Source organism: Micromonospora sp. NBC_00617, from assembly GCF_045161355.1.
In the GTDB taxonomy this organism is placed as follows: domain Bacteria; phylum Actinomycetota; class Actinomycetes; order Mycobacteriales; family Micromonosporaceae; genus Micromonospora.
On sequence record NZ_CP107751.1, the window covers coordinates 2,338,410 to 2,361,456 of the forward strand.

General features: G+C 71.7%; 26 protein-coding genes. 14 read left to right on the top strand and 12 right to left on the bottom strand.

Annotated features, from left to right (window positions below):
* Positions 1–52 precede the first annotated feature (52 nt).
* From OG505_RS10610 to OG505_RS10620, 3 genes are all read right to left on the bottom strand, one after another.
* The gene (locus tag OG505_RS10610; RefSeq protein WP_405432879.1) at positions 53–751 is read right to left on the bottom strand and encodes a polysaccharide deacetylase family protein; all 699 of its coding nucleotides are present in this window, start codon (positions 749–751) and stop codon (positions 53–55) included.
* A 386-nt stretch (positions 752–1,137) separates the two neighbouring features.
* Entirely contained in the window at positions 1,138–1,479 is a 342-nt protein-coding gene (locus OG505_RS10615; protein WP_405432880.1) for a YnfA family protein, read from the bottom strand.
* A gap of 72 nt (positions 1,480–1,551) precedes the next feature.
* A complete protein-coding gene (locus OG505_RS10620; RefSeq protein ID WP_088989634.1) occupies positions 1,552–1,746 on the bottom strand; it encodes a CsbD family protein in 195 nt (64 codons plus the stop codon).
* Between the two features lie 156 nt (positions 1,747–1,902).
* Here OG505_RS10620 and OG505_RS10625 point away from each other — a divergent pair, with 156 nt between their 5' ends.
* Complete coding sequence (locus OG505_RS10625; protein ID WP_405432883.1) at positions 1,903–2,514, top strand: histidine phosphatase family protein; 612 nt, start codon at positions 1,903–1,905, stop codon at positions 2,512–2,514.
* On the opposite strand, the gene OG505_RS10630 is transcribed toward OG505_RS10625, so the two are convergent.
* The 3 genes from OG505_RS10630 to OG505_RS10640 form a co-directional block, all read right to left on the bottom strand.
* Positions 2,444–2,950 carry an Lrp/AsnC family transcriptional regulator gene (locus OG505_RS10630; protein WP_405432884.1) on the bottom strand — a complete coding sequence of 169 codons (507 nt, stop codon included), beginning with the start codon at positions 2,948–2,950 and terminating at the stop codon, positions 2,444–2,446. The two genes, OG505_RS10625 and OG505_RS10630, sit on opposite strands and share 71 nt — an antisense overlap.
* Positions 2,951–3,013: 63 nt before the next feature.
* A complete protein-coding gene (locus OG505_RS10635; RefSeq protein WP_405432886.1) occupies positions 3,014–4,156 on the bottom strand; it encodes an acyl-CoA dehydrogenase family protein in 1,143 nt (380 codons plus the stop codon).
* Entirely contained in the window at positions 4,153–4,278 is a 126-nt protein-coding gene (locus OG505_RS10640) for a hypothetical protein (protein ID WP_405434896.1), read from the bottom strand. The genes OG505_RS10635 and OG505_RS10640 overlap by 4 nt, the downstream gene beginning before the upstream one ends.
* Positions 4,279–4,483: 205 nt before the next feature.
* Here OG505_RS10640 and OG505_RS10645 point away from each other — a divergent pair, with 205 nt between their 5' ends.
* The gene (locus OG505_RS10645; RefSeq protein ID WP_405432887.1) at positions 4,484–5,854 is read left to right on the top strand and encodes a glycosyl hydrolase family 18 protein; all 1,371 of its coding nucleotides are present in this window, start codon (positions 4,484–4,486) and stop codon (positions 5,852–5,854) included.
* A 67-nt stretch (positions 5,855–5,921) separates the two neighbouring features.
* On the opposite strand, the gene OG505_RS10650 is transcribed toward OG505_RS10645, so the two are convergent.
* Positions 5,922–6,809 carry a winged helix-turn-helix transcriptional regulator gene (locus OG505_RS10650; RefSeq protein ID WP_405432888.1) on the bottom strand — a complete coding sequence of 296 codons (888 nt, stop codon included), beginning with the start codon at positions 6,807–6,809 and terminating at the stop codon, positions 5,922–5,924.
* 146 nt (positions 6,810–6,955) lie between these two features.
* Between OG505_RS10650 and OG505_RS10655 the strand changes: the two genes are divergently transcribed.
* Entirely contained in the window at positions 6,956–8,218 is a 1,263-nt protein-coding gene (locus OG505_RS10655) for an MFS transporter (RefSeq protein ID WP_405432889.1), read from the top strand.
* Here the strand turns inward: OG505_RS10655 and OG505_RS10660 are convergent.
* Positions 8,202–9,293 (bottom strand): DUF4037 domain-containing protein, encoded by a 1,092-nt coding sequence (locus OG505_RS10660; protein WP_405432890.1) that lies wholly within the window; start codon positions 9,291–9,293, stop codon positions 8,202–8,204. The two genes, OG505_RS10655 and OG505_RS10660, sit on opposite strands and share 17 nt — an antisense overlap.
* Positions 9,294–9,412: 119 nt before the next feature.
* Between OG505_RS10660 and OG505_RS10665 the strand changes: the two genes are divergently transcribed.
* Positions 9,413–9,640, top strand: a complete 228-nt coding sequence (locus OG505_RS10665; RefSeq protein ID WP_405432891.1) for a hypothetical protein — start codon at positions 9,413–9,415, stop codon at positions 9,638–9,640.
* 58 nt (positions 9,641–9,698) lie between these two features.
* Entirely contained in the window at positions 9,699–10,625 is a 927-nt protein-coding gene (locus OG505_RS10670; protein ID WP_405432893.1) for a 5'-3' exonuclease H3TH domain-containing protein, read from the top strand.
* 67 nt (positions 10,626–10,692) lie between these two features.
* On the opposite strand, the gene OG505_RS10675 is transcribed toward OG505_RS10670, so the two are convergent.
* Positions 10,693–11,409, bottom strand: a complete 717-nt coding sequence (locus tag OG505_RS10675; protein ID WP_405432894.1) for an isocitrate lyase/phosphoenolpyruvate mutase family protein — start codon at positions 11,407–11,409, stop codon at positions 10,693–10,695.
* A gap of 190 nt (positions 11,410–11,599) precedes the next feature.
* Here OG505_RS10675 and OG505_RS10680 point away from each other — a divergent pair, with 190 nt between their 5' ends.
* Genes OG505_RS10680 through OG505_RS10690 form a run of 3 tightly spaced genes read left to right on the top strand, consistent with a single transcriptional unit; the run spans position 11,600 to position 12,850 of the window.
* Complete coding sequence (locus OG505_RS10680; protein WP_405432895.1) at positions 11,600–12,058, top strand: SRPBCC domain-containing protein; 459 nt, start codon at positions 11,600–11,602, stop codon at positions 12,056–12,058.
* Complete coding sequence (locus OG505_RS10685) at positions 12,055–12,405, top strand: ArsR/SmtB family transcription factor (RefSeq protein WP_405432896.1); 351 nt, start codon at positions 12,055–12,057, stop codon at positions 12,403–12,405. Before OG505_RS10680 ends, OG505_RS10685 begins: the two co-directional genes overlap by 4 nt.
* Position 12,406: 1 nt before the next feature.
* Positions 12,407–12,850 carry an SRPBCC domain-containing protein gene (locus OG505_RS10690; protein WP_405432897.1) on the top strand — a complete coding sequence of 148 codons (444 nt, stop codon included), beginning with the start codon at positions 12,407–12,409 and terminating at the stop codon, positions 12,848–12,850.
* Positions 12,851–12,859: 9 nt separating this feature from the next.
* Here OG505_RS10690 and OG505_RS10695 read toward each other — a convergent pair whose 3' ends face one another.
* From OG505_RS10695 to OG505_RS10705, 3 genes are all read right to left on the bottom strand, one after another.
* On the bottom strand, positions 12,860–13,162 hold the full coding sequence (locus OG505_RS10695) for a GNAT family N-acetyltransferase (protein WP_234581891.1): 303 nt from the start codon (positions 13,160–13,162) through the stop codon (positions 12,860–12,862).
* A 97-nt stretch (positions 13,163–13,259) separates the two neighbouring features.
* A complete protein-coding gene (locus OG505_RS10700) occupies positions 13,260–13,529 on the bottom strand; it encodes a GlsB/YeaQ/YmgE family stress response membrane protein (protein WP_039908234.1) in 270 nt (89 codons plus the stop codon).
* Positions 13,530–13,659: 130 nt separating this feature from the next.
* Positions 13,660–14,835, bottom strand: coding sequence for a lactonase family protein (locus tag OG505_RS10705; protein ID WP_405432898.1), 1,176 nt, complete (start codon positions 14,833–14,835; stop codon positions 13,660–13,662).
* Between the two features lie 251 nt (positions 14,836–15,086).
* On the opposite strand from OG505_RS10705, the gene OG505_RS10710 reads away from it, so the two are divergent.
* From OG505_RS10710 to OG505_RS10735, 6 genes are all read left to right on the top strand, one after another.
* Complete coding sequence (locus OG505_RS10710; RefSeq protein WP_405432899.1) at positions 15,087–15,842, top strand: DUF1223 domain-containing protein; 756 nt, start codon at positions 15,087–15,089, stop codon at positions 15,840–15,842.
* A gap of 88 nt (positions 15,843–15,930) precedes the next feature.
* The gene (locus OG505_RS10715; RefSeq protein ID WP_405432901.1) at positions 15,931–16,314 is read left to right on the top strand and encodes an MmcQ/YjbR family DNA-binding protein; all 384 of its coding nucleotides are present in this window, start codon (positions 15,931–15,933) and stop codon (positions 16,312–16,314) included.
* 191 nt (positions 16,315–16,505) lie between these two features.
* Positions 16,506–19,406 carry a glycosyl hydrolase gene (locus tag OG505_RS10720; RefSeq protein WP_405432903.1) on the top strand — a complete coding sequence of 967 codons (2,901 nt, stop codon included), beginning with the start codon at positions 16,506–16,508 and terminating at the stop codon, positions 19,404–19,406.
* Between the two features lie 86 nt (positions 19,407–19,492).
* Positions 19,493–20,443 carry a hypothetical protein gene (locus OG505_RS10725; protein ID WP_405432905.1) on the top strand — a complete coding sequence of 317 codons (951 nt, stop codon included), beginning with the start codon at positions 19,493–19,495 and terminating at the stop codon, positions 20,441–20,443.
* A gap of 369 nt (positions 20,444–20,812) precedes the next feature.
* Positions 20,813–22,105, top strand: coding sequence for a cytochrome P450 (locus OG505_RS10730; protein ID WP_405432906.1), 1,293 nt, complete (start codon positions 20,813–20,815; stop codon positions 22,103–22,105).
* A gap of 242 nt (positions 22,106–22,347) precedes the next feature.
* The gene (locus OG505_RS10735) at positions 22,348–22,827 is read left to right on the top strand and encodes a helix-turn-helix transcriptional regulator (RefSeq protein WP_405432908.1); all 480 of its coding nucleotides are present in this window, start codon (positions 22,348–22,350) and stop codon (positions 22,825–22,827) included.
* Positions 22,828–23,047: the final 220 nt, after the last annotated feature.

Genomic DNA, 23,047 nt, shown 5'->3' on the forward strand with positions numbered 1-23,047 from the left:
CGTGACACCCCACCGGACTCGCGCCGTCGAATCCGACGCGGACCGTGCCGTCTCAGGCGCCGGCCAACACCTCGGACAGCGGGGCCGGCACCAGCCCCCGCTCGCGTAGCCCGGCCAGGATGTGCGGCAACGCCTCATCGGTCATCGCCGCGTTCGCCTCGGTCACGTGCATGATCACCACCGACCCCGGCCGTACGTGGTCCAGCACCGCACGCACCAATGGCTTCCACGCCGTCGCGAACGGATCACCGCTCACCACGTCTCCGTCGACGACAGTCACGCCCAGCGGTGCCAGCGCGTCCAGCGCCGCCGCGTCGTGGCAGAGCCCCGGAAAGCGGAAGTACCGGGTCTGCCGACCCCCGTACGGCTCGATCACCTCGAACGTCTTTGCCACGTCGCCGCGCAACTCGTTCACCGGCTTCGAGGGCAGGTCGTAGCAGTCCCCGGTGAACGCCGCGTGCCCGTACGTGTGGTTGGCCAACTCGAAGCGCGGATTACCGGCGATCCGCCGCGTCACGTCCGGATACCGCTGCACCCACTTGCCGGTCAGGAAGAACGTAGCCGGGACCCGCTCCCGTTCCAGCAGGTCGAGGATGCGCAGGTTGGCGTACGACTTCACCCGACCGGCACGCAGGTTGCCCAACATCGCGTCGGTCATGTCCGCGTCGAAGGTCAACGCGACCTTGTTACCGGTCCGCGGCCCGTGGTCCACCACCGGCGCCCTGGTCCCGGTCGGCGTCGCGCCCGGCACCGAGGCAACCGTCGGCGCAGACGGGACACCGGCCGATGGGGCGACGGACGGCGTGGATGGGCTCGACGAGGCGGACGAGCCGACGAAGACCGGCTCATCCGAGGGCGGCACCCGGGACGCTTCACACCCGGCACCGCCGAGGATCGCCGCCACAACCAGTACGCCAAGAAACGGGCGAAGCCCAGGTCGGATCACGCCGCAGATCATCGCAGACACGAAAGCGCCTCACTGTCCCCCGCGTGGCACCACGAAGGCTCGTGGGCGCGCGTCTCAGGCCCGCTTGGGCGGTGCCGCTCCGGTAAGCGATATACCTCAGAGGTATAAATATGACTCTGAGGTATATCGCCTTCCAGTGATACACCGCCCGCGAGGTCACCGAGCGCGGGTCAGGCGGAACCCGCGCGCGGGGCGTACATGATGACCGCGACGCCGAGCAGGCACAGCGCCGCGCCGGTCAGGTCCCAGCGGTCCGGGCGGAACCCGTCCACCACCATCGCCCAGCCCAACGAACCCGCCACGAACACCCCGCCGTACGCGGCCAGGATGCGGCCGAAGTTGGCGTCCGGCTGGAACGTGGCCACGAAGCCGTAACAGCCCAACGCCACCACGCCGGCGGCGATCCACCACAGGCCGCGCTGCTCCCGCCAACCCTGCCAGATCAGCCAGGCGCCACCGATCTCGGCCAGAGCGGCCAGCACGAACAACCCCAGGGAACGGAGCACGGTCACCCCACGACCCTAGCCGCGCACACGACGGGTCCCCGGGCGACGGCGCACCCGGGGACCCGCGGACCGCTCAGGTCACTTCGTGAAGGAGTCCTTCACGTTGCGTCCCGCGTCCTTGACGTTCTGACCGGCCTGCTTGGCGCGCGCGTCGCTCTGCTGGCTGGCGCCCTCGCCACGCATCCGCTCGTTGTCGGTCATGTCGCCGACGCGCTCTCTCGCGGCGCCGGCCATCTGCTCGACCTTGTTCTTTGCCTTCTCGGTGAAGCTCATCGCGCCTCCTCGGTCTGGCGGTTGTCGCGGCTCGCATGCCCGCTCTCCCGGTGCCGAAACCGGCGGTGTCGGTCGGCACACCCCGTAAGGCGTCCTAGGAAGATAGGTTGAGGGAGGGCGGCACTCGCCGCCCCACCGCGATGGTTAACTGGCCGCATGGGAGAGCTCCTGCTGATCCGGCACGGTGAGACCACCTGGAGCGCCAGCCTGCGGCACACCTCGTACACCGATCTGGAGCTGACCCCCGACGGCGAGCGACAGGCCCGCACCCTCGCCGCGTTCCTGGCCGGCCGGCGCTTCGTCACCGTCCTGACCAGCCCCCGCTCCCGGGCGCTGCGCACCGCGCAGCTGGCCGGGCTCACCGTCGACGCGGTCGACGAGGACCTCAGCGAGTGGAACTACGGCGACTACGAGGGCCGCACCACCGTCGACATCCACGACGACGACCCGCACTGGAACATCTGGACCGACGGCTGCCCCGGCGGGGAGTCACCCGCGCAGGTGGGTGACCGGCTCGACCGCGTGCTGACCCGCGTCACCCCACTGCTCGACCGGGGCACCGTGGCGCTGGTGGGCCACGCGCACAGCCTGCGGGTGCTCGGCGCCCGCTGGATCGGGCTGCCCCCATCCGCCGGCGGACGGCTGCGCCTGGACACCGCCACGGTCAGCGCGCTCGGTCACGAGCACGGCCGACAGGTCATCCTGCGGTGGAACCAGCCGGCTCCTCCGGCGCCCGGGACCGCGACCGACTCGGCGCCGCTGCACTGATCTTCGGCGGGCGATTCTCGTACGGGGTGGACAGCACCACCGTCGTCCGGGTCGTCACGTTCGCCGAGGTACGGATCTCCTGCAGCACCCGCTCCAAATCCGCCGGGCTGGCCACCCGCACCAGCAGCAGGTAGAAGTCCTCCCCCGCCACCGAGTAGCACGAGTCGATCTCCGGCAGGTGGGCCAGTCGCTCCGGCGCGTCGTCCGGCTGCGACGGGTCGAACGGCCGGATCGCCACGAACGCGGTCAACGGCAGGTCGAGCGCCTCGAACGACACCCGGGCGGCGTACCCCTTGAGCACCCCGCGCTGCTCCAGCCGGCGCACCCGCTGGTGCACGGCGGACACCGACAGCCCCACCTTCTCGGCCAGGTCGGTGTACGACAGACGGCCGTCAGCGGTCAGCGCGGCGACGATGGCGCGGTCGATCTCCTCCACGGCGAGCAACCTACCGGGAAATCGGCGCGACGGCGACGACGAACGCCGCGCTGGCCCGCCGTCTCAGCTCTTGGCGAGCGCCCGGGAGATCACCAACCGCTGGATCTGGTTGGTGCCCTCCACGATCTGCAGCACCTTCGCCTCGCGCATGTACCGCTCGACCGGGTGGTCGGCCACGTAACCAGCGCCGCCGAGCACCTGCACGGCATCGGTGGTCACCCGCATCGCCATGTCGGTGGCGAAGAGCTTCGCCTTCGCCGCCTCGATCGAGTACGGCCGCCCCGCGTCGCGCAGCCGGGCCGCGGCCAGGGTGAGCGCGCGGGCGGCGGAGATCTGGGTGGCCGCGTCGGCGAGCAGGAAGCCGAGCCCCTGGAAGTCGATGATGGACCGGCCGAACTGCTGACGCTCGCGGGCGTAGCCGACGGCGTAGTCGAGCGCGGCCTGGGCCAGCCCGACCGCGCAGGCGGCGATGCCCAGCCGGCCCGAGTCGAGCGCGGACATCGCGATGGTGAAGCCCGCCCCCTCGCCACCGACCAGCCGGTCGGCCGGCACCCGCGCCTCCTCGAAGGCGATCTGCGCCACCGGCGAGGACCGCAGCCCCATGGTCCGCTCGGCGGCCTGCGGCAAGATGCCGGCGGTGCCCGCGTCGGCGACCAGACAGGAGATGCCCTTCGGGCCGGGCCCGCCGGTGCGGCAGAAGACGTTGTAGAAGTCGGCCACCTGGGCGTGCGTGATCCACGCCTTGGTGCCGGAGACGACGTACGCGTCGCCGTCGCGGACCGCCCGGGTGCTCAGCGCCGCCGCGTCGGAGCCGCCCTGCGGCTCGGAGAGGCAGTACGCGCCGAGCAACTCGCCGCCGAGCATGTCCGGCAGGAGCTTGCGCTGCTCGGCGCTGCCGAACGCGGCGACCGGGTAACAGCTCAGGGTGTGCACGCTGACCGCCTCGGCGACCGCGAGCCACCGGCTGGCCAGGATCTCCAGCACCTGCAGGTACACCTCGTACGGCTGCGCCGCGCCGCCGTGTTCCTCGGCGTAGGGCAGGCCGAGCAGGCCGGCGCGGCCGATGGTGCGCAGCACCTCGCGGGGGAACTCGGCGCGTTCCTCGAAGCTCGCGGCCTTGGGCGCCAGCTCGCGGTCGGCCAGCTCGGTGGCGAGGTCCAGCAGGTCGTGGGCCTCGTCGGTAGGGAGGATCCGGTCGACAGTCATAGCGCGATGAGCTCCGTGGGGGTGGTGTTGAGCCGCTGCACGCCGTCCGTCGTGCAGACGACGATGTCCTCGATGCGGGCGTCGATCAGCCGGTCCGGCGGGTACAACTCATCGGTTCCCACCCCGTGAGCTTAACGGTCGTTTGGGCATCCCCAGAAGCCCGCATCCGCCCAGGCGAGGAAATCCACCGGCGTTGATTGACGCCGACAGTTAACACTCTTTAAGATTTGGCTGCCTCGAGGCCCACCCGTTCCTGCGTCCCGCATCTCCCGCCCGCGACAACTCTGCGTAGGCGGGCGTCGTCCCCCGCCCACGGGAAGGCCCCCGATGTCCTCACCACTGCGCCGCGCCCTCACCGCCGGTCTGCTCGCCCTGGCCACCGCCGCTGCCACCGTCACCCTCGTCCCCACCAACGCGCAGGCCGTGGTGCTGCCGAACAACTTCAAGAGCGTCGGCTACATGCCCTCGTGGGCTGGCAACGTCAACACCATCCAGTACAACAAGCTCACCCACATCAACTACGCGTTCGTGCTGCCCAACAACGACGGCAGCCTGCGCGCGGTGGAGAACCCGAGCAAACTTTCCTCGCTGGTCTCCCAGGCGCACGCCAACAACGTCAAGGTCTCGATCGCCGTCGGCGGCTGGAACGACGGCAACGATTCGGCCTTCGAGGCCCTCGCGGCCAACTCCGGCAGCCGGGGCGCCTTCGTCAACAACCTGGTCAACTTCGTCAACCAGTACAACCTCGACGGCGTCGACATCGACTGGGAGTACCCGGACCCGGGCGCCTCGGCGAACAACTACAGCCAGCTCATGACGCAGCTCGGCAGCGCCATGCACAGCCGCGGCAAGCTGCTCACCGCGGCAGTCGTCTCCGAGGGCTACTACCTCGACGGCGTGCCAACGGCCGTGTTCGGCCAGGTCGACTGGCTCAACATCATGGCGTACGACGGCGGCAGCCCGCACTCCAACTACGACTGGTCGATCAACAGCATCAACCTGTGGAAGTCCCGCGGCCTGCCGGCCAGCAAGGCCGTCCTCGGCATCCCGTTCTACAGCCGCCCCGGCTACTACACGTACTCGGCGCTCGTCGCCCTGGACCCCGCCAACGCCAACCGGGACTGCACCACGGCCGGCGGCGCGCAGCAGTGCTACAACGGCATCCCGACCGTCAAGCGCAAGACGCAGTGGGCCCTCGCGAACGCCGGCGGCGTCATGAACTGGGAACTGTCGCAGGACACCACCGGCTCCACCTCGCTGGTCAGCGCCATGTACGACACCATCATGGGCGGCACCACCCCGCCGCCGTCCGGTCGTACCGGCCAGATCACCGGCCTCGGCGGCAAGTGCGTCGACGTGGCCTCCGCGAGCACCGCCAACGGCACCGCCATCCAGCTCTGGACCTGCAACGGCACCAACGCGCAGACCTGGACCGTCGCCAGCGACGGCACGCTGCGCGCCCTCGGCAAGTGCGCCGACATCACCAGCGGCTCCACCGCCAACGGCGCCAAGGTGCAGCTGTACGACTGCAACGGCAGCGGCGCCCAGGTCTGGCAGGCGCAGTCCAACGGCACGCTGCGCAACCCGCAGTCCAACAAGTGCCTGGACGTCACCGACAACAGCTCGGCCGACGGCGCCCGGTTGCAGATCTGGGACTGCTTCGCCGGCGCCAACCAGCGCTGGACCCTCCCGACCTGACCCTGAACCAGCCGCCGCGATCCCCGGTCGACGCCCCCGCGTCAGCCGGGGATCGTCGCGTGGGTCGTCAGCCGGGGATCGTCGCGTGGTCGCGGGCCAGCGCCAGCATCTCGTCGACCGAACCGGCCGGATCGGTGACCGGGAACTGCACCGCCCGCACCACCGACGTCGGGTCGACAAGCATCGTCAGTCGCTTGAACCGGGTCACCCCGCCGGCGGAGAAGACCGGCAGCAGCAGGCCCGTGGCGAGTCGACCGTCCTGATCGGACAGCAACGGAAACGGCAGCCCGGCGTACGCGGCGAACTCGGCGAGCTCGTCGGGCCGCTGGGTGCTGATCCCGCGCACCCGTACCCCGGCCGCCGCGAAGGCCGGGTGCCGGTCGGCGTACGTCGTCGATTCGAGGGTGCAGCCCCGGGCGCCGGGGATCTGGGCCCAGCCCGGCGGGTAGCCGTTCGTCCCCGGCGCGTACGCCCCGGGAAAGAGGTAGAGGACGCTCCAGACGTCCGGCGCGGTCAACGCGACCGGCCGGCCGTCGGCGCCGGGCAGGGCGACCTCCGGCAGCCGTCGGCCCACCAGCGCGTGTGCCCGTCGCGCCTCGGCCGAGGCGTCGTCGGCGGTCGCGGTCAGCTCTCCGTCACCCATCAGGTGCCTCGTTCCCCAGTCCTGCAGGGCGATCAGGACCGGCAGCAGGCCCTCGCCCTTGCTAGTGAGCAGATAGTCGTGCCGGGGCGGGTGCGCCGAGTACCTGCGGCGTTCCAGCACGCCGTGCTCGACCAGTGCGGCGAGGTGTTCGGTGAGCGCCCGCCGGCTGACGCCCAGTTCCCGCTGGAGCGCGTCGAAGCGGGTCGTGCCGCCGGCGACGTCGCGCACGATGAGGAACGTCCACCAGTCCCCCAGCACGCCGAGCGCCTGCGCGATGCCGCAGTCCGCGTCCGCGAGATCCTCTCGTCGCACCCGCTTCCTCCCTCGGTCCCGCCCGACTATAGTCCGTTCCAGAATGGAACGCACTGTCCTCGGGAACCACTGCCCACGGCACGCACCGCCAACGGCAGCGCACTGACACCGGGAACGCAGCGGCGCGACGGACGGGGGCCGACGACATGCACGTCGACGAACGGGCCGGTGTGTTCTGGCGCTGGTGGGCCGCCGGCACGACCAGTCTGGTCGGGTCGGCGGTCGGCGCGGTGGCCCTACCGCTGACCGCGCTCACCGTCCTGGACGCCTCCGCGTGGCAGATGGGTCTGATCGCCGCGGCCAGCTACGTCGCCTGGATCGTGATCGGCCTGCCCGCCGGCGTGATCGTGCAGCGCCTGCCGCTGCGCGGCACCCAGGTCGGCGCGGACCTGGCCCGCGCCCTCGCCGTCGCGTCGATCCCGCTGACCTGGTGGTGGGGGCAGCTCACCGTGACCCACCTGGTGGTCACCGCGCTCGTCGTCAGCTTCGCCAACGTGCTGTTCGACGTGGCCAACTCGACCTTCCTGCCCAGCATCGTCGAGCGCGAGCAGTTGCAGTCGCGCAACAGTCTCACCTCGGCCACCCACGCCGCGACCCTGCTCAGCGGCCCATCGCTCGGTGGGCTCGCCGTGCAGGCGCTCGGCGCGGTGCCCACCCTGCTCGTCGACTCGGCCAGCTACCTCGTGTCGGCGGCTCTGCTGCGCACCCTGCCCGCGCGCCGCGTCGACGCACCCGAGCAGTGGCCGCCGGTCGGTGAGCTGATCCGCGAGGGCTGGCGCTACGTGGCGTACCACCAGGTCATGGCCCCGTGCATGTGGGCCGCGACGGCCATGAACTTCGTCTGCGGCGCGCAGTTCGCGCTGCACCCGCTCTACCTCGTCCGCGACCTGCACGCGCCGGCCGGCCTGGTCGGCGTCCTGCTCGCCGTCGAGGGTGTCGGTGCGCTGGTGGGGGCCGCCCTCGCCACGTCGATCACCACGCGGCTCGGCAGCGCCCGCGCGCTGGTCGCCGCCGGGTTCACGACGGTCGCCGGAGCGTTCCTGATCCCCGGGGGCACCGGGTGGCCGGCTTACGTCGCCTTCGCCGCCGGCAGCATCGTCTTCTCCCTCGGCACGGTCGTGCTCAGCGTGACCACCCGGACGTACCGGCAGATCGCCAGCCCGCCCGAACTCCTCTCGCGGGTGATGGCGACCGTGCGGTTCGTCTCCTGGGGCGCCATCCCGGTCGGCGGGCTGGTCGCCGGCGCTCTCGCCGGCCCGCTCGGCGCCCGCGCCACCCTGTTCGTCTTCGCGGCGACCCTGATCTGCGCGCCCCTGGTGCTGCTGCTGTCCCCCGTCCGACGCCTGCGCGACCTCACCGACCACGACCGCGACGAGGGCCGACGTCCGGCCGTCACCATCGGTCGGTGACCGCACCCCGGAACAGGCCGTCGGCCACCCGCCGCGCCCGGCTCGCGTCGCTGAGCACATCGACGCTGTGCACGTACTGGTCGACCGCCCCCAGCAGCGGTCGGTCGCGCAGCGCCGGGTCGGTCACCGCGGCGCGAAGGGCGGCGGCGACGCGCTCGGCACCAAGCACCAGGAACGGCCGGCGGTGAAACGGCCCGGCCCGGGCGCGTACCGGCGCTGCCAGAGCGGTGTCGTCGGTCCACCGGGCCATGGTCTCCAGCGCCTCGACCAGACCGGCCTGGCGCCGGGTCCAGTCGCCCGGGCCGGTCGCCTCGGCCAGCGCCGCGACCGCCGGGGCCGCGCCGGGCAGCCTGCCGAAGGTCGTGCCGAGCCATTTGTCGTACGGCGGCCAGCGTCGATGCAGCAGCAGACCGAGCCGTAGCACGTCACGGGCGATGCCCCCGGTGACGACCCGGCTGCCCACCTCGTCGCCGACCTCGGCGCACCGGCCGGGCAGGTGCTCAGCCTGCGCGATCCGCGTCCACACGGCGGCCAGGACGTACCGCCACACGTCCGGCGGATACCACCGCATCGCCGCCCGTCGAGCGGTCAGCGCCCCGTCGAGGCCGTCGTGGAAGACCTCGCCACCGGTCACCTCCGCCAACCGCTGGGTCGGGCTCGCGAGCCAGTCCGCCGTACCGACCCCGGCCATCGGGTCGAAGCCGAGCCGGCGGCGCCACCAAGCGGCCGATTCGTCGACCGTGACACCGTGGCGCGTTCCGGCCGCATCGGCGACACCCAGTCGTCCGTCGCCAGCGAAACGAGTGGGCCAGCCGAGGAACTCCGCCGGCAGGTCGGAGTCCAGCGCGGCGCGTATCCGCGGGATCGCGGCGACGTCAGCCGGCCCGACGAACAACTGCAGGCGCGGGCCCCAGTCGTGGTCGGTGGACCGGGCCGTGTCCAGGCCGAGCACCTCCGAGCCACCATCGAGCAGCCCCGCCGCGTACCGCAGGGCGGGGAGACGACCGCGCAGGATCGGCGCGACCACCTCGTCGTGGTACCGGCGGGCCAGCACCAAGCCTGGAAGAAACGACACACCGGCAGTCTGCGCCGTTGCGGGGCCTGCCCGCACGATGGTTCTCCGGGTAGGACCGGGGCGGGGGCCATAGCCTGGGTTCGGGATGTCCGCATGGGGCCGCGACCGGGAGGGCCGACGTGACAGCGAACGACGCGAACCGGGCGGCGACCCGCCGTCGCCGGCAACTGTGGGCCGGGGTTCTCGCGCTCATCGGCCTGGTCCTGCTGGTCATCGGGCTCACCGTGGCTGACGGCGTCGCCGCCTGGGTCGAGGTGCTGGTCGCGATCCTGCTGCTGGTGACCAGCTACGTCGTGCAGCATCTCGCCCGACGCGACACCGTCTACCGGCACGACGAGCGGCGTTGATCCCACCGGGCGGCCGGGCTACCGCTGATCGTCGCAGGGCTGTGCCAGGCTGTCGGGCGTGGCACACCGATCCCCGATCCTGCTGATCGACGCACCCAGCCTCTACTTCCGGGCCTACTTCGGCATCCCGGAGTCCGCCGCGCGCGCCGAGGACGGCACGCCCGTCAACGCTGTGCGCGGCTTTCTCGACATGCTCGCCACGCTCATCCGCAGCCGGGGCGCCGACCGGATGGTGTGCGCTCTGGACTACGACTGGCGGCCGGCGTGGCGGGTCGAGCTGCTGCCGTCGTACAAGGCGCACCGGGTGGCCCCGCAGGGCGGCGAGGTCGTCCCCGACACGCTCTCCCCGCAGGTGCCGATGATCCTGGAGGTCCTCGACGCGGTCGGCATCACCGCCGTCGGCGCGACCGGTTACGAGGCCGACGACGTGCTCGGCACACTGTCGGTGACTCAGCCGGGCCCGGTCGAGGTGGTCTCCGGCGACCGGGACCTGTTCCAGCTCATCGACGACTCCCGGGCCGTGCGGCTGCTCTACGTCGGGCGCGGCGTGGCCAAGCTCGACGACTGCGACGACGCGGCGGTGCGCACCCGCTACGGGGTGCCCGCCGACCGGTACGCCGACTTCGCGGCCCTGCGCGGCGACCCCAGCGACGGACTGCCCGGGGTGCCGGGCGTCGGCGAGAAGACCGCCGCGCGGCTCATCGAGCGGTACGGCAGCATCGACGGCATCCTGGCCGCGCTGGACGACTCCGACTCGTCCTTCGCGCCGGGCCTGCGCACCAAGCTGGCGGGCGCCCGCGACTACCTGGCCGTCGCGCCGACGGTGGTCCGGGTCGCCCTGGACGTGGCCCTGCCGGAGCTGCCCACCGCGCTGCCGACCGCCCCCGCCGACCCGGAGCGACTGCTCGAGCTGGCCGACCGGTGGAACCTGGCCGGCTCCGCCCGCCGCCTCGTGGACGCCCTGGCCGCCCGCGCCGACGCCTGACCGGGCGGCGACCTCCACGCAAACGCGGCCCCGCCCTCGCCTGAGGGCGCGTCGGTCGGCCGGTGCCTCACGCGCGCAGGTTGGCCGCCAGGTCACCGATCGCGGCCATCGCGTAGCGCTGCATTCCCGGGCCGAACGTGATGCGGGTGGCCCCGTGTCGGGCCAGCTCGGTCACGGACTCCCGGTTCGGCGCGGCGGCCATGTTGATGGGGCCGGTGATGCCCTCGCGCAGCACCGCAAGGACCTCGGTCGGGGCCCGCAGCGGGTACACGCAGTCGACGCCCGCCGCCACGTACAGCTTCGCGCGGGCGACGGCGTCGGCCGGGTCACCCGAGCCGAACAGGAACGTGTCGACGCGCGCGTTGATGACGAGCGCGTCGCCTGCCGCCGCCCGCACCTCGGCCAGCCAGTCCGCGTGCCGCTGCGGATCCTTGAGCGTGGCGTGCCCCTCGGAGTCCTCCAGGTTGCAGCCGACGACGCCCGCCTCCAGCAGCCGCTCGACCAGCTCGACGGGAGCGAGCCCGTAGCCGTCCTCCACGTCCGCGGACACCGGAACGGAGACGGCCCGGACGACCCTCGCCACGGCGGCGAACATCTCGGCGGGCGGGGTGGCGCCGTCCTCGTAGCCGAGGGAGGCGGCGATCCCGGCGCTCGGCGTGGCGAGCGCTTCGAAGCCGGCGTCGGCGAAGACCCGGGCGCTGCCCGCGTCCCAGGCGTTCGGCAGCACGAGCGGGTCGCCGGCGGGACGGTCGTGGTGCAGGGCACGGAAGGTGGCGGCTGTCATCGTTCAGCTCTCCCGACGGATTGTGGAGGGACGATGGCGAAGGCAGGGCGACTGCCCACCATGGACCGTACCGTCATCGCACCGTCCGCGCGTCGTGCCGTGCCCGGGGCCAATACGCAACCATCGGTTGCGCGAGGCGCGCGGAGCGTTGTAGCCTGACGCAACCAAAGGTTGCGAAAGGGTGGTACGCATGGAGTACGGAGTCATCGAACGCGACATCGACGTGGACGCCTCGCCGGAGGTGGTCTTCGAGGTGATCAGCCAACCCGAGCACGTGCGGGAGTGGTGGGCCGACGACGCCCGGTTCGAACCGGTCGAGGGCGCGCCCGGCGAGTTGGTGTGGCGCGACGCGCAGACCGGCGAGACGACGACCGTCGACCTCGCCGTCGTGGACGTCGACCCGCCGAAGCGGTTCTCCTTCCGGTGGTCCTTCACCGAGCCCAACCGGGGTGGGCAGTCGCTACTGGTCACCTTCGACCTCGTCCCGCTCGCAACGGGGACCCGCATCCGCATGACGGAGACCGGTTTTCGCGAGATGGGCTGGGAGATCGCCCTGCTCGAGAAGCAGTACCAGGACCACGTCAGCGGGTGGAACCACTACATCCCCGCACTCGGCGCGTACGTCGCCCGGCTGGTCGCCACGTCATGAGCACGGCCGTCGACGACGCCCTGTGGTCGGCGATCGGGGACCCGATCCGACGCAGCATGATCGACCTGCTGCTCGCCGGCGGGCCCGGCACCGCCACGTCGCTGAGCGAGCGACTGCCCGTCACCCGCCAGGCCGTCTCGAAGCACCTGGCCGTCCTGGACCGGGTCGGCCTGATCCACTCCGCGCCGGCCGGTCGTGAACGTCACTACCAGGTCGACGAGGCGCAGCTCGCGCGTGCGGTAGCCCAACTGACCGCCGTCGGCGCCACCTGGGATGCCCGACTCCGCCGGATCAAGCGGATCGCCGAGACGATCGAACGTCACCGTACCGACAACCAGGGAGAATGAGATGGTCGACATCCTGCACCGGGTCGGCGTCGTCGCCCCGCTCGACGACGTCTACCGCGCGGTGGCCACCCCGGAGGGCCTGGCCGCCTGGTGGACGACCGACACGGTCGGCAAGAGCGAGGTCGGCGAGCAGTTGGCCTTCCGGTTCGGCGACGCCGGTGGCTTCGACATGGAGGTCCTGGAGCTGGACCCCACCGGCCACGTCCGCTGGCGGGTCGCCGACGGCCCCGAGGAATGGGTCGGCACCGAGATCGACTGGCGCCTCGACCAGCGGGGCGACTACACCATCGTCCTGTTCAGTCACGAGGGCTGGCGCGAGCCGGGCGAGTTCATGCACCACTGCGGCACGAAGTGGGCGACGTTCCTGATGAGCCTCAAGGCGCTGGTGGAGACCGGGCGCGGCAGGCCGGCGCCGGACGACGTCCGGATCAGCGACTGGCACTGAGCCCGGCCGTTACTTCACCTTCCGGGTGGACCGCACCACGATGTCCTCGTACTCCGGGTGCTTGACCAGCCACTCGGCGAGGAACGGGCAGATCGGCACCACGGTGCGTCCCCTGGCCCGCGCGTCGTCCATGACCGCGCGGGCCAGGGTCGACCCGACGCCCCGGCCCTCGTACGCCGGATCGACCTCGGTATGGGTGTAGGCGATGATGGCGCCGGTCAGCTGGTAGGTGACGACCCCGGCGACCGCGCCCGTCTCGTCGCGCGCCTCGAACCGCTCCCGCGTCGGCGCGTCTGTCACGGTGAACTGCACCGGACCATCCAAGCACAGCGCGCGTGACAGCCTCGCCCGGTCGCCGCCAGGATGCGTGGGCGGGCCCGCCCACGGGGAGCGGGCCCGCCCGGGGACGTCAGAGACGCCGACGGCCGTACGCGGCGGCGGTGACGGCCACGCCGATCGCGGCGAACACCACCTGCAGGAGCAGTTCGATCCAGTCGATGCCGGCGGTCTCGTCCACGCCGAGCCCACCGGCCACGAGGGTGCCGAGGATCGCGGCGAGCACGCCGATCGCCAGGGTGAGCACGATCGAGATGTTCTGCCTGCCGGGCACCACGAGCCGACCGAGCGCGCCGATGACCAGGCCGATGATGATCGCGGTGAAGAAGCCCTGGATTTCCACGGGAGCCGTCCCTTCGAAGATGTTGTCGTCAGCGACACTCTTCTGCCCCGGACCGGGCACCGCCGAAACCAGGGCTGGGACGCGCGCTGGTCCCGGTCGCAGGCGACCGGGACCAGCGGTGTGACGGCGGTCAGGAGGCGGCGATGCCCTCCATGCCGATGCCGTCGGCGAACTTCGGCAGGCCCTCGACGGTGGTGACCAGGCGCAGCGAGCCGTCGTCGTTCACCTCGTAGCCCTGCACGTTGCCGGCGGCGGCGTTCTGGACGTACAGGAAGCCGTCGCTGGTGGTCATGTCGATCGACCCACCGCCGGTGTCGGCGGCGACGGCGTGGACGAGTTCGAGCTTGCCGTCGTCGTCGACGCGGTAGGCGCTTATGGTGGAGCTGCCTGCGTTGGCGACGTAGAAGTAGTCGCCGGCGCGCTGGATCCAGCAGGACGCCTGCTGACCGTTCGGCACCGACGGCCCGACCTGGTCGAGGGCACCGTCCTCGTCGACGTCGAACCGGGTGACCTCGTTGCTGCCGGACTCGGTGACCAGCACCGAGTCCTCCGTGTCGAACGTGAAGCCGAACGGCACGGACCCGGCGTCGCTGATGACCGGATGGCGGGCCGGTTCGCCGTGGCGACCGATCTCGAAGCTGAACATGACGTTGGCGGCCTTGGTCGACACCAACACGAACTCACCGTCCGGGTCGATCTCGACCTGGGCGGGGGCGGTCATGAACGCGGGCGGGTTGCCGTTGTGCAGGCCGAGCGACCGGTTGGCGCCGTGGATCGGCGACAGGCGGCCCTTGTGCAGCTCGAAACCCTGCACCGAGCCCTCGCCACCGGCGTTCAGGACGTAGACGAGGTCACCGCGGACCGCGACGCTGACCGGGAGCAGACCCCCGGACCAGATCACCTGCTCCTTGTGCAGCCGGGTGCCGTCGACGCGGAAGACGGTCACGGTGTTGCTGCCGGCGTTCACGGCGAACAGCAGCCCCCGGTGGTACGTCAACGACCCCTGTGACGCCAGCGCGTCGACCGGAGCGCCGATGGTGAAGCCGCCCAGCCCGCCGGTCTCGTACTCACCCGCCTTGCTGAGGCGGCCGTCCTCGTCGCGGTCGTACACCTTGATGGTGTTGCCCTCGGCCTTGTTGGTCTGGACGAAGACCGCGCCCTCGCTTTCGTGGTGGTGTCCACCTCCCCCGCGGTCATCGTGGTTGCCCGCCGGGCCGCCGCCGTCGGCCCAGGCAGCTCCGGGAAGCGTTCCGACGCTGGTCAGACCCACCAGGAGGGCCGCCGCTAGCGCTACGCTGCGCTTCATTACTGACTCCTTAGCCGCATCTTGTGACGAATACGAGGTTTCCTCTCGTTGGCAAACTATCGGAGGAGGACGCCGCTTAGACGGCTTTTACCCGTAAGGGGCATTCCCGGGCCGAACGGCAGATTTGTGGTAGAGAGGCACGTGCGGGCCCTGGACGCACCCATCCGCCCTCGCGACCTCGCTGATCAGGCGTTGTCGGTGCGGTAACGGGAATCCCAGAGCCGCCAGCAGGCTCTGGGAGGAGACGCGCCATGACGAATCCATCGCCGGCCGGGTCGGACCCCGCCCGTCAGCCGGATCGGTCGTCCTCGGAGGTGGGCGGCGGCGTCGCGGTCGTGGAACTGTTCACTTCCCAGGGCTGTAACAGCTGCCCTCCCGCCGAGGAGCTGCTGACCGAGATCGACCACGACTCCCGGACGCGGGGCGAACCCGTCTTCACCCTCGGTTTCCACGTCGACTACTGGGACGATCTGGGCTGGCCCGACCAGTTCGCGGACGCGGCGTACACGGCGCGGCAGGAGGCGTACGTCCGTGGCTTCGGCTCCGGGCGTCTCTACACCCCGCAGATGATCGTCAACGGCACCGTGGAGTTCGTCGGCTCCGACCCTGGCCGGGCGGCGAGCGCCATCGCGTCCGCCCTGATGTCGCCCGCCGCCGCGCCCCTCACGTTGTCCGTTGCGGAGGTCGCCGACGGCGGGCAGCGGATGATGGTGGGCTACCGGGCGCAGCGGCTGCCGCAGCACGCCGTGGTGAACGTCGCGCTCGTGCAACGCGGCCTGCACAGCGAGATCGCCCGGGGAGAGAAAGCCGGCCGGACGCTGCGGCAGGACAACGTGGTGCGCGCGTTCGCGTCGGTGCCCCTGGACGCCGAGCAGGGACAGGTGGAGCTGGCCACGCCGCCGGATCTCGACCCCGGCCAGTCCACGGTGATCGGCTACGTCCAGCGCGAGGGCGACCGGGCGGTCGTCGGCGCCACCGCCGTCGACCTGTCCGCCGCGGCCGGCTGACGCCGCCGGTGGGCGGCCCGCCCGCCACCTGTCGGTCCCGGTGCGTAATCTCGGCGCATGCGGATGGCACGCGCGGTGCGGGGTCTCGGTGGCTGACGCCGACGACGTACGCCGCCTGGCCCTGGCCCTGCCCCACACGGTCGAGATCGAGAGCGAGGGCTTCGACTTCCGGGTGGCCGACAAGGGTTTCGTCTGGTCCTATCCCGAGCGCAGGCCAGGCAAGCCGCGGGTGATCCGGCGCGACATCGCGGTGCTGTTCGTCGGGGACGAGGCCGAGAAGCAGGCACTCCTGCTCGGCGAACCCGAGGTCTTCTTCACCACGTCCGGGTATGACGGCCTGCCGCTGGTGATGCTGCGCCTGGCGGCGGTCGACGTCGAGCGCCTGAGGGAGCTCGTGACCGACGCGTGGCGGATGCGCGCGCCGGACGCGCTGCACGCCGACCTGGACGGGATCGGCGCGGCAGAGAGCTGACCGCCGCGCCGGCGCGGCGGGCGATCAGTTTGCGACATCAGCACGCAACCGGACGGACACATTGACGGGGATCTCGGGGGTCGATTACCGTGCCGCCTGAGAGAGCGCTCTCTCGATCGACGTTTTCCACAATTCAGACGCTACGCGCCCGGGTCGGCACGGTCCGTACCGGGACGCGCGATGGAGGCACCATGAAACCTCCCGTCCCCCACCGCCGCTGGGCCCTGGCAGCCGCCACCGCCCTGGCCCTGGTCGTCGGTGGCCTCACGATCCCCGTCACCCGCGCCGCCGAGGCCGCACCCGTGGGCGCCGGCAGCTACACCACCACCCCGGTCGGCGCGCTCCCCACCGGCTGCGGCGCGATGTCCAGCAACCCCCGGCAGTTCGCCACCGCCAACGCGCCCGCCGGTGCCGTACCCACCAACGACTGGTGGTCGTCGCTGCTGTTCAAGCGCACCGACTGCGCCTTCAGCGAGCCCCTGCACGCCCACCCGACCTCCTACGACACGTTCACCGACGGCCTCGGCTTCTCCGCCAACTCCACGCCCGCCATCAGCGGCACGGCGAACGGCGTCGGTGAATATCACTACCCGTACGTGCAGGACATTCGCGTCGGCGTGGCCGGGCTCGCCGCGCCCCAGGTCAAGGTGGACGGCTGGACCGACTGGACGGTCAGCCCGTACTGGAGCGACGGAGCCCGCACCCTGCGCGCCACCATCGGCCACGGCCTGCCGTTCGCCTACTTCCAGGCCAGCGGCGGCGACGCGGTGATCGGCACGTCCGGCACCGCCGACGTCTGGTCCACCGGCGGCGCCACCATCGGCTTCCGGGTCAACGGCCACGACTACGTGGCGTACGCCCCCAGCGGCGCGACCTGGACCGTCAGCGGTGGCCGCATCTCCTCCACGCTGGCCGGACGCGGCTACTTCTCGGTGGCCCTGCTGCCCCCGACGGCCAGCGCCACCGAACGCGCCGACCTGGCCACCACCTACGGTCGGTACGCGCACGCCCACGTCACCGGCACCCGGGTCTCCTACGCCTACGACCCGGCCACCAACGGCCTGAGCACGACGTACGCGTTCACCACCACCGCCCGGGAGGGGACCGCCACGCAGACCGTGGTCAGCCTCTACCCGCACCAGTGGAAGTCGCTGGCCGGCTCGACGCCGATCACGCCGACCTACCCGTCGGCGCGCGGCCGGATGAAGGTGCTCACCGGGGTCAACCAGTTCCGGACCGCCATGGCGTTCCAGGGTGTCCTTCCCGAACTGCCGGCCGTCGGCGACGGCAGCGGCGCGGACCTGGCCACGCTCACCAGCCACCTGGCCGCCGCCCGGAGCAACCCGATGGACCAGCGGGGCAACGACACGTACTGGACCGGCAAGGGCCTCGGCCGGGCCGCCCGGCTCGCCGAGGTCGCCGACCTGGTCAACGACACGGCCACCCGCGACAGCGCGCTGAACGCGATCCGCAGCACCCTCACCGACTGGTTCACCGCGTCCAGCGGCAAGACCCAGAAGCTCTTCTATTACGACGCCAACTGGGGCACCCTGATCGGCTACCCGGCGTCGTACGGCTCCGACCAGGAACTCAACGACCACCACTTCCACTACGGCTACTTCATCGCCGCCGCCGCGACACTTGCCAAGTTCGACCCGTCCTGGGCCGCGACCAGTCGCTACGGCGGCATGGTGGACCTGCTGATCCGCGACGCCAACAACTACCGCCGCGACGACACCCGTTTTCCCTACCTGCGCGACTTCGACATCTACGCCGGCCACGACTGGGCGTCCGGGCACGGCTCGTTCGGCTCCGGCAACAACCAGGAGTCGTCCTCGGAGGGGATGAACTTCGCCAACGCCCTCATCCAGTGGGGTCAGGTCACCGGCGACACCGCCGTGCGCGACGCCGGCGTCTTCCTCTACACGACGCAGGCCGCCGCCATTCAGGAGTACTGGTTCGACGCCAGCGACCAGAACTTCCCCGCCGCCTTCGGGCACTCGACGGTCGGCATGGTCTGGGGCGACGGCGGCGCGTACGCCACCTGGTTCAGCGGCGAGCCGGAGATGATCCAGGGCATCAACCTGCTGCCGGTCACCGGCGGGCACCTCTACCTCGGCAACAACCCGGCGTACGTGCGCACCAACTACGCCGAACTCGTCCGTAACAACGGTGGGCCGCCGACGGTGTGGCAGGACATCCTCTGGCAGTTCCAGGCCCTCGGCGACGGGGACGCGGCCCTGGCGAACCTGCGCGCCAACCCGGGCTACACCCCCGAGGAGGGGGAGAGCCGGGCGCACACCTTCCACTGGATCCGCAACCTCGCGGCACTGGGCACCGTCGACACGACCGTCACCGCCAACCACCCGCTGAGCGCGGTCTTCTCCCGCAACGGGGCGCGCACCTACGTGGCGTCGAACCCGACGGCGAACCCGATCACCGTCACGTTCTCCACCGGCACCCGGCTCACCGTGGCGGCCGGAAAGACGGCCACCACCGGGGCGTACACCTGGAGCGGCGGCAACGCCTCCGGCGGCGTGCCGCCGAGCACGAACCCGCCGACCACGGCGCCGCCGACCACGGCGCCGCCGACGACCGCGCCGCCGACCACGCCGCCGCCGAGCTCGGGCTCGCCCACGCGGTACCTGCTGGCCGGTGGCGGGCTGGGCGCCGCCGCCAGCGCGGGCACGACCACGGTCGCGGCCGCCAACGGAAACCACGACGGTACGCCGACCAACCCGCAGGTCTTCACGGCGACCGGCCTCAACCTCGCCTACTCCGGGGCGCAGACCACGTTCGACCTGTTCCTGGACGCCGGCACGGCCGTCGGCAACGGGGTGCAGGTGCGCGTCTCCTACGACCTGACCGGGAACGGCAGCTGGGACCGGACGGAGACCTGGCGCTACTTCGCCACCGACCCAGTCCCCGGCTACGAGCACTACACCCAGAACGCCGGCCTGGCCTCGGCCACCGGCACGTTGGGCACGTTGAGCAACGGCACGGTACGGGTGGAGGTCTGGTCCGCCATCGGCAACAACCCCACCACGCTGGGCGTCGGCAACCAGTCGGTGCTGCGCCTGCCGTACTCCTGATCCGTACACCCGCGCTCGCCGCCGGCCGCATCTCGGCCGGCGGCGAGCCCTCGCGGCGACTGGCGAGCGGGTGCGAGGCTGGCGGCATGTCGTCCGCACGCGAACCGCAGCCCTGCCCGCCGCGGGCCGGGACCGCGCGGTGGCGGCTGCGGTTGGTCGGATGGCTCGGCCCGGCGGGCTCGGCCGTGGCCCTGAACCAGCTGGCCACCGTCCTCCCGCCGGTCGCCGTCGGCGCGGTGATCCTGGTGGTGGCGGTGGTGTACGGCCACAATCGACTCGACGAGCGCGCCCCGCTGGCCGGGGCGCTGCCCCGGATCCTGCTCTACGTCGCGGTCGTCGGTGTCGCGCTTGCCGTGACGACGCCGTCGTCGTGGGCCGGGCCGCTCACCCTGGTGGCGGTCGTGGCGATCGCCTGCGCCGCGCTGGTCGCCCGAGACCGGGCGACCGCCCTGACCTCGCTGGCGGGGATCAGCGTCTGCACCGCGGGTCTGTTCGTCGTCACCGACGCCGTGCACGTCGAGCGGACCGGCGCCCGGTTCGTCGGGGTGACCCTGGGGACCTTCGCCGTGGTGGTGGGCCTGCTCGTCCTGTACGACCGCCGGCACCTCTTCGGCGCGGACAGCACCGCTCTCGCGCTGCTGCGGGAGGCCCGCGTGTCGTGGTCCCGGGCCGGCGCGTTGGGTGTGCTGAGCGTTCCCGCCAGTGTGCGCCTGGCTCGTGAGGGATCCCTGGTGACCGCCGCCCTGGTCGCGGTGGCCGGCCTGTGCTGGCTGGGTGTGACGCTCGTCTTCGTGTTCGCCGACCAGCGCGACGCCCTCGCCGGGGCGCTGCTGGCGCTCAGCGGGGCGGCGGTCACCGCGCTGGGTCTGCTGGCGTTCCAGGCCCGGGAGTACCCGGTCGGGATGATCGCCGCCACGGCGGGCGTGGCAATGGTGGGCGGCGGAATCTCGTTGCTCGAATCGACCGGCGCGCTGGGGCGCCTGGGCAGTTGGCTGGCCCACCTGACCAAGCCGGCGGCTCAGCGCGCCGACGGCTGAACGCCCTCCCCGGGTTCGCCTTTCGCTGCGGCGTCACCTTCGTCCGTGCGGAATCGTTGCCAGGAATGAGGATTTGCGCAGCCTGGCAATCCCATCGACCACCCCGTGGATGGCCGAGTCGATCGGGCTCGCACCCGAGGATGGAGCTGGCAAACACCGAGGTGCAAGGTGCAGCCGGCCAGGGCCGGAACGGTTCCACGAGAGACAAATGTCGCTCAATCAAATAGATGGAGACCAATCTTGACTTGTGCATCGAGCCGGCGCACCGTGAAGGGCGCGCGGCAGATGCGCACCATTGTCGGCCCCGCCATCGGCGACGTGAGGAATGCGAGCGTCGTTGGTTTCGCGCGACGCGTCAGGAGGCGTTCGATGCAGTTGAATCCGTTTTCCGGGGTCTATCTCACCGATCCCGCAAGCGCCTGGCGACGCATTCTCGACGATCCCGACCGGGTGCCCTACGCCGAGGATCTGGGCCTGTGGCTGATCAGCCGGCACGCGGACGTCCGACACGCCCTCGCCGACGCCGCGACGTTCGGCAACGCCCTCACCCTCGCCCCGATCTACGAGGTCTGCCCGGAGGCGATGAGCGTCATCATGCGGATCGACGCGCCACCCACGACGGCCGCCGCCGACCCGCCGACGCACCTCCGCACCCGCCGCGCCCTGCGGGCCACCTTCGCCAACACCGCGGATCGGGCCGAGGCCGAGTACGGCCCGATCGTCCGTCGCCGGGTCGACGACCTGGTGGCCCGGCTCGTGGCCCGCGCGGGCCGGCGGGCGGATCTCGTCGGTGAGTTCACCACCGAGCTTCCGCTGCTGGTCATCCTGGACATCCTCGGGGTGCCCGCCGCCGACGTCGACCGGATCCGGCGGTGGGCGGACGGTCAGGTCGCCCTGATCTGGGGGCAGCCGGACCCGGACGAGCAGGTACGTCTGGCCCGGGGTCTGCTGGAGTTCTGGCACTACTGCCAGGATCTGGTACGGCAGCGCCTCGACAGTGGACACGACGGCGCCGACTTCATCAGCCGGGCGCTGGCCTACCGCGACGACGACGACACGGTGCTGACGGTGACCGAGGTGGCGAGCCTCGCCTTCAACCTTCTGGTCGCCGGGCACGAGACGACCGCCGGCCTGCTCGCCCACGCACTCGACGAGGCCCTGTCCGACCGGCAGCGATGGCAGGCGCTCGTCGCCGACCCGCGATCCGTGCCCGACTTCGTGACCGAGACCCTCCGTTTCGCGCCCGCCATCGACGGTTGGCTGCGGGTGACGCGCCGCGACGTCACCCTGGGCGGGGTCACGATTCCGGCGGGCGCGCGTTGTCTGCTCATGATCGGAGCGGCGAACCGGGACCCCGCGGTCTTCGCCCACCCGGATCGGTTCGACCCACGCCGCCGCGACGCCGCCGACCACCTGTCGTTCGGCCATGGCCCGCATTTCTGCATCGGCGCCGCATTGGCGCGACTGGAGGCCGGTGTGGCTCTCACCCGACTCGCCGCCGCCATTCCCGGCCTCCGACTGGCACCCGAACACCGCCGCTCATTCAAGCCCAATGTGTCATTTCGCGCACACCACACACTGGTCGCGACAATCGATATTCTCGCGCCTGCCGACGGGCCGGCGGCAGCTCCGGCCGCCGCCACCGAGGCACACGCCGCCTGACGACGAGGAGGCCGGCGGCGCTGACCTAGGGCCCGCCCGACGCGGCCGGATCCGACCGGCAGGACACGCCCCGGCGGGCCGGGCGCGTGGGCTCGCGCGCTTTGCGCGGCGATCCATCTCGGCGCACGTCTTCACACCCATCGTGTCCAGGGTTAAGAATTGCCACCTATGAATGTTCAGCCCATCGGCCAATCTTGATCTGACACCTGCTGCTGATTCGCGGGTGCCACGAAGGTGAGCGCATGGAGCACACGCCCCCGCCGAGCGCCGCTCACTCCGCGGCCAGCCAACAGTTCCGCTGGGAGCTGCGCAGCTGCCGGGTCCGACGGGGACTGACCCAGCGGGCCCTGGCGGACCTGGTGCGGTTCAGCCGGGAGACGGTCGCCGCGGTGGAGTCGGGCCGCCGCTTCGGCAGCCACGAGTTCGCGGTGCGCTGCGATGACGTGCTCGACACCGGCGGCCTGCTGGCCTCCCTGTGGCCGCAGGTCGCGGCCGAGCAGTTGGCGGCCGACGGCCGGCGGGGCCCACGGACCCCCGAGCAGGCGCGACTCGATCCGCCCGTACCGCGCCAGCGGAGCCGGCGCGACGCGCGCGACCCGGGCGCCGTGGTGGACGCCATCGACGAGCTGCGCGAGCTGATCGGCCAGGTGCTCAGCAGCCAACCGGAAGCGGACGACCCCGGGCCGCGCCGCGCGCCCGAGCACCCCGACGACCAGCGCTGAGCGCGGTCACCCGCGACCGCCGCGCGCCACCGGCCGCTGACTCTGGGTACAGATGCTGGTACGGCCAGTTTGTACCACCGCCAGGTCTGGCCTCCGAGCGCGGGTTCCGGCCGAATGGGACTTGCATTCGGCAAGGTGCGGATAGACCGTCATCGACGAGTCGCGGGAGTCAATCTTGGTGTCGAGCACGAGGTCCCACGCGGCCCGACCCTACCCGAGA

Coding starts and splice junctions, on each gene's coding strand:
- OG505_RS10680 (WP_405432895.1), top strand. CDS start 11,600: ATGGAGTACGGAGTCATCGAACGCGACATCGACGTGGACGCCTCGCCG.
- OG505_RS10620 (WP_088989634.1), bottom strand. CDS start 1,746: ATGAGCTTCACCGAGAAGGCAAAGAACAAGGTCGAGCAGATGGCCGGC.
- OG505_RS10675 (WP_405432894.1), bottom strand. CDS start 11,409: ATGACAGCCGCCACCTTCCGTGCCCTGCACCACGACCGTCCCGCCGGC.
- OG505_RS10725 (WP_405432905.1), top strand. CDS start 19,493: ATGTCGTCCGCACGCGAACCGCAGCCCTGCCCGCCGCGGGCCGGGACC.
- OG505_RS10730 (WP_405432906.1), top strand. CDS start 20,813: ATGCAGTTGAATCCGTTTTCCGGGGTCTATCTCACCGATCCCGCAAGC.
- OG505_RS10690 (WP_405432897.1), top strand. CDS start 12,407: ATGGTCGACATCCTGCACCGGGTCGGCGTCGTCGCCCCGCTCGACGAC.
- OG505_RS10625 (WP_405432883.1), top strand. CDS start 1,903: ATGGGAGAGCTCCTGCTGATCCGGCACGGTGAGACCACCTGGAGCGCC.
- OG505_RS10705 (WP_405432898.1), bottom strand. CDS start 14,835: ATGAAGCGCAGCGTAGCGCTAGCGGCGGCCCTCCTGGTGGGTCTGACC.
- OG505_RS10720 (WP_405432903.1), top strand. CDS start 16,506: ATGAAACCTCCCGTCCCCCACCGCCGCTGGGCCCTGGCAGCCGCCACC.
- OG505_RS10655 (WP_405432889.1), top strand. CDS start 6,956: ATGCACGTCGACGAACGGGCCGGTGTGTTCTGGCGCTGGTGGGCCGCC.
- OG505_RS10645 (WP_405432887.1), top strand. CDS start 4,484: ATGTCCTCACCACTGCGCCGCGCCCTCACCGCCGGTCTGCTCGCCCTG.
- OG505_RS10735 (WP_405432908.1), top strand. CDS start 22,348: ATGGAGCACACGCCCCCGCCGAGCGCCGCTCACTCCGCGGCCAGCCAA.
- OG505_RS10710 (WP_405432899.1), top strand. CDS start 15,087: ATGACGAATCCATCGCCGGCCGGGTCGGACCCCGCCCGTCAGCCGGAT.
- OG505_RS10635 (WP_405432886.1), bottom strand. CDS start 4,156: ATGACTGTCGACCGGATCCTCCCTACCGACGAGGCCCACGACCTGCTG.
- OG505_RS10685 (WP_405432896.1), top strand. CDS start 12,055: ATGAGCACGGCCGTCGACGACGCCCTGTGGTCGGCGATCGGGGACCCG.